The following is a 1230-nucleotide window of genomic DNA, read 5'->3' as shown; positions in this document are numbered from 1 at the left end:
AACTCGCCATCATGTTCGAAGAACGCTTTCCCATGGCGTAACTAAAGGCGTCAGGGCACAAAATTACGCACACTCCCAAGCAGCTTGGGGGCGCTGCAAATGAAATCCTGCGGTTTGCGGGCCCGCTGCCTGCTGTCGCCCCACTGTGGGCGGGGGCGTTGCCTAATCTCTGAGTTTTGGGACCAACCCGCCCGGGGCGTATCTCCCCTGGGATGACGCTCAACGCCCTCTTTGCCAGCAAGGTTATTGCCGCATTTTCTGTCTTGGAAGAGGCGAAGAACTGCGAGGGCTGTTCTGCGCGACCCCTGGTAATCAGGGGGACCCATTAGACCGCCCGCGAAGCGCTTGGTCGTGCGCTGAGGCGGAACTTCGCGCTTATACGGCCGCACGAAGCAATCTCTCTGTCAGCACGCAATCAAGGTACTTGGGCGCGATTGATAAGGCCGCCTGCGGGCAATGAAAGATGACTGGACAGTATTGCTTGCGGCCATTGAGCCGCGCGTAAAGGGGCGGGTAGGCACATCGGATTGGCATCCGATGAAGCTCCAGTTGCTGGAAAAGCTTTGCGCTCGTTGCCCGGTCTTACGGCTGGCAACCGCGGGATATGACGTTAGAGCGCGCAGCAGATTGACCGGGATTTCAGCAGCAATGGGAAAGACTCTTATGCTCGGTCTCTCAAGCGCCTTGACGAGCTCCGCGCCTTTTCTGAACTTCTGCCCTTTTTGCCAGCGGGCCCCATCAAATTTCTGCCTGAGCGCCGGGCGCCAGCGCACCAAGAGATCCCGCAAGAATGGGAAGTCCAGTTCATCTCCTGGATCGGGAGTGTCACGAATAACTCCTGGGGTCCGGTCGCAAAGGAATTCACTGAAGATCAATGGGTTGTAGAACTTGTGACGCAAAAACTCCAGGTTTTGACGCAATTTCTCTGGAACATTTTGAAGCGCCCGGGAACCGTTTAGTTGGGGGCACAACACGGTGGTCTGTTGTGTGGAAAGCGCTTGGGCTTGCAGAGGGGCAAGTGCCAGAGCGAGCGGTAGAGCTTCGGCAACCGTTGTTTGATGCCCTTACGACAGCGGAACTACTCGGTGTTGATCCTTCGACCCTTTATCGCTGGTCGAAGGGGCAGGTGCCCATCGGTATGCCACCCTTTCCAAAGGTACTCGATCTATCGAACGGGAGGGCAAATGCCCGCAGCCAGCGCTGGCGTCGAGCTGAGGTTCTGGCTTGGCA

At 57.4% G+C, this 1230-nt stretch carries 1 protein-coding gene; it reads right to left on the bottom strand.

What is annotated here, in order from left to right; all coding sequences use genetic code 11:
• Positions 1-404 precede the first annotated feature (404 nt).
• Positions 405-920 (bottom strand): hypothetical protein, encoded by a 516-nt coding sequence (locus ACGYK9_RS19390; RefSeq protein WP_394415357.1) that lies wholly within the window; start codon positions 918-920, stop codon positions 405-407.
• Between the last annotated feature and the right edge of the window lie 310 nt (positions 921-1230).

Origin of the sequence: Sulfitobacter sp. 1A15258 (assembly GCF_043557045.1) — a bacterium.
Lineage (GTDB): Bacteria > Pseudomonadota > Alphaproteobacteria > Rhodobacterales > Rhodobacteraceae > Sulfitobacter > Sulfitobacter faviae.
Note: the sequence above shows the minus strand (reverse complement) of the source record. Positions and strands in the feature narration are given on the sequence as shown.